Genomic DNA, 3135 nt, shown 5'->3' on the forward strand with positions numbered 1-3135 from the left:
AACTGCGCGCTGTGCAGCCCGACAAGCTGGACGCGCTCACGTACTGGGCGCTCGATTATCTTTCGCGCACGCCGGACAGGTCGCTTCGCGCGATGCTCGATGCCGCAATCGAGCGCAAGTATTCCGCGAGTCCGGGCGAGACGTTCTACACGGGCGGCGGTGCACAGACTTTCAACAACTTCGAAGCGACTGACAATAGCCGCATCCTTACCGTGCATCGCGCGTTCCAGCATTCGGTGAACCTGGTGTTCGTGCGCATGATGCGCGACATCGTGCACTACGAGATGATCCAGACCGTGGGACCGCAGTCGCAATGGCTCGACGATCCCGCGGCCCGCCATCTCTATCTCACGCGCTTTGCCGACCAGGAAAGCCGGGTGTACATGGGCCGCTTCTACAAGAAATATCATGGCCGCTCGAACGACGAAGCGCTCGCCATCATGCTGCGCAATGTGCGCAAGTCGCCGCCCAAGATCGCGACTGTCTTGCGCAGCGTGAACCCCGACGAATCGCAGGAGTGGTTCGACGCGCGGATGCGCGCCGCCCTGAAGGGCACGCCGGCGGAGTGGCTTTCTTCCGAGGACCTCGCGAATCTCTATGCGAAGTACGGCGTCGACAAGTTCAACCTGAACGATCGCGGCTATATCGCGAGCGTGCATCCACTCGAACTGTGGACGGTGAACTACCTGCGCAACCATCCGCTCGCGAGTGTCGACGATATTCAGGAAGCAAGCCGCGACGTGCGCGCCACCACGTATTCGTGGCTCTTCAAGACGCGTTATCACGCAACGCAAGACCGCCGCATAAAGAGAATGGCCGAAGCGGAAGCGTTCGTGCAGATAGGCAAGTCGTGGCGCGCGCTGGGCTATCCGTTCGCGTCGTTGACGCCGTCGTATGCGGCGGCCGTCGGTGCGTCGGGCGACCGGCCAGCCGCGCTTGCGCAATTGATCGGCACCATTGCGAATGACGGCAAGACACTGCCGACGCAAAGCATCGCCACGCTGGAGTTCGCGAAGGACACGCCTTACGAGACGCGCTTCGCTCACGCGGCGACCGCGCCGCGCGCGGTCCTGTCGCCGGAAATCTGCGACGTGGTTCATCAACTGTTGCGCGACGTCGTGCTCGGCGGCACCGCCAAGCGCCTCGCCGACGGCATCACGTTGCCCGACGGCCGGAGGCTCGACGTATATGGCAAGACCGGAACCGGCGACCAGCGCTTGAATGTCTTCGCGCGGGGCGCGCGTCTGATCGAGTCGCGCAAGGTCAACAGGACCGCGACGTTCGTCTTCGCGATCGGCGATCGCTTCTTCGGCACGCTGACCGCCTACGTGCACGAGCCGTATGCTGCGCGCTACGATTTCACGAGCGCTTTGTCGGTACAGTTGCTGAAGTCGCTCACGCCGGCGCTGCAGTCCCTGCTGGGCGACGGTGATTCAGCGACGCTTGCGTCGCCGGCAGCGGGAAGTGACGAACGTGTGTCCGATGTTCGCTAGTTGCATTGCCATGCGACCGGCACTGCTGATGAGTTGCAGTCGTGTTCGTCACTCATCATCGGCTGACAGGATGGCGAACGACTGGGGACAAGGCGCGGCTTTCTTGACGGAGACAACAGGCATCGGCAAAGGGCAGTCGTATTGTAAGTAACAGGTACTACGATAGAAAAGCTGTACCGTCGTTCGAGCAGGGTCACGCCGGCTTGGCAAACGCTCGAGATTGAATTTTCCACGAACGTTGTGCTTCCTGAGCCGACGTTCCAACTATCAGGGAAGTTGCTGCGGGGCCGTCGCCTGGTTACGTGACTTTTGCGAGCGCATCGTTTTCCGCGTCAACAAACTGCCGCAAGGAGGGGCCATGACTCACTGGAAGGAACGATGGGCAAAAGCAGTTTTTTTGTGGCTGATTTCGCCAGTGATCATTCAGGCTTGTGCGGAGCATGGTCCGGAAGGCTCCGTACAGGGCCCCGCACAGACGCCAGCACAGGCTCCCGCACAGACCCCCGCGCAGACTCCTCCGCAGGCGCCCGCACAGAGCGCCGCACAGAGCCCGAACCCTGCGCCATTCGCGCCGGAGGAACTCGAGGCCCTGGTCGCTCCGATCGCGCTCTACCCGGACTCCGTGTTGTCGCAGGTGCTGATGGCGTCGACCTATCCGCTGGAGATCGTGCACGCGGCGCGCTGGGTAAAAGCGAATCCCAGCGTGAAGGGCGATGCCGCCGTGAAGGCGGTAGAGAATCAGCCTTGGGACACCAGCGTGAAATCGCTGGTGGCATTCCCGCAGATACTCGAGCCGATGAGTGACAAGCTCGACTGGACGCAGCGGCTCGGAGACGCTTTTCTTGCGCAGCAAAAAGAGGTCTTCGCTGCTGTGCAGCGGTTGCGGGCACGCGCGCAGGACTCGGGCAACCTGAAATCGAACGAGCAGCAGAAGGTCATAGTCGAGCCCGCGCCGGCGGCCGGCCAGACCACGATTGTGCGCATCGAGCCGGCGAACCCGGAAGTGATCTATGTGCCAGCCTACAACCCGACGGTCGTCTATGGCGGATGGGGCTATCCGGCCTATCCGCCAACCTATTGGCCTCCGTATCCCGCTTACTACCCCGGTTACTACCCCGGCGCAGCCCTTGCGACAGGCATCGCCTGGGGCATCGGGCTCGCTGCTGCCGGTGCGATCTTCAGCAACTGCAATTGGGGCGGCGGCGACGTCAACATCAACGTGGACAGGGCCGCGAACATCAATCGCAACTTCGATCGCAGCAAGGTCCAAGGGCAGGGCGGTCGCTGGCAGCACGACGCAGGGCATCGCCAGGGCGTTGCCTATCGTGACAATGCCACGCGCGACAAATTTGCCGGGCAGGCGCCGGGTGCCGACGGGCGTTCCCAGTATCGCGGGCGTGGTACCGATACAGGTGCGCGGGCAGGCGCAACCGACCGGGCCAGCGCCGGGAACCGCGCATCGGCCGGCGATCGATCCGCCGGCGGTGCTTCAAATCGCGGCACCTCCGGTGACCTGAACCGCGTCAGTGGCGGCAACCGTGGCGGTTACGGCGGCGGCGGTCGCGATGCCGCGTTCTCAGGCGTAGGAGGGGGCGGCGCCGCTTCGCAGCACAACTTCGACCGGGGCAGATCGAGCATGCAG

General features: G+C 63.3%; 1 protein-coding gene and 1 pseudogene. Both read left to right on the plus strand.

The features are described 5' to 3' along the window. A pseudogene (locus tag AWB68_RS43540) lies at positions 1–1493 on the plus strand (glycosyl transferase family 51); the annotation flags it as partial. A gap of 358 nt (positions 1494–1851) precedes the next feature. Continuing rightward, a partial coding sequence (locus AWB68_RS43545) for a DUF3300 domain-containing protein (protein ID WP_235028855.1) occupies positions 1852–3135 on the plus strand: 1284 nt, incomplete at its 3' end.

Origin of the sequence: Caballeronia choica (assembly GCF_001544535.1) — a bacterium.
Lineage (GTDB): Bacteria > Pseudomonadota > Gammaproteobacteria > Burkholderiales > Burkholderiaceae > Caballeronia > Caballeronia choica.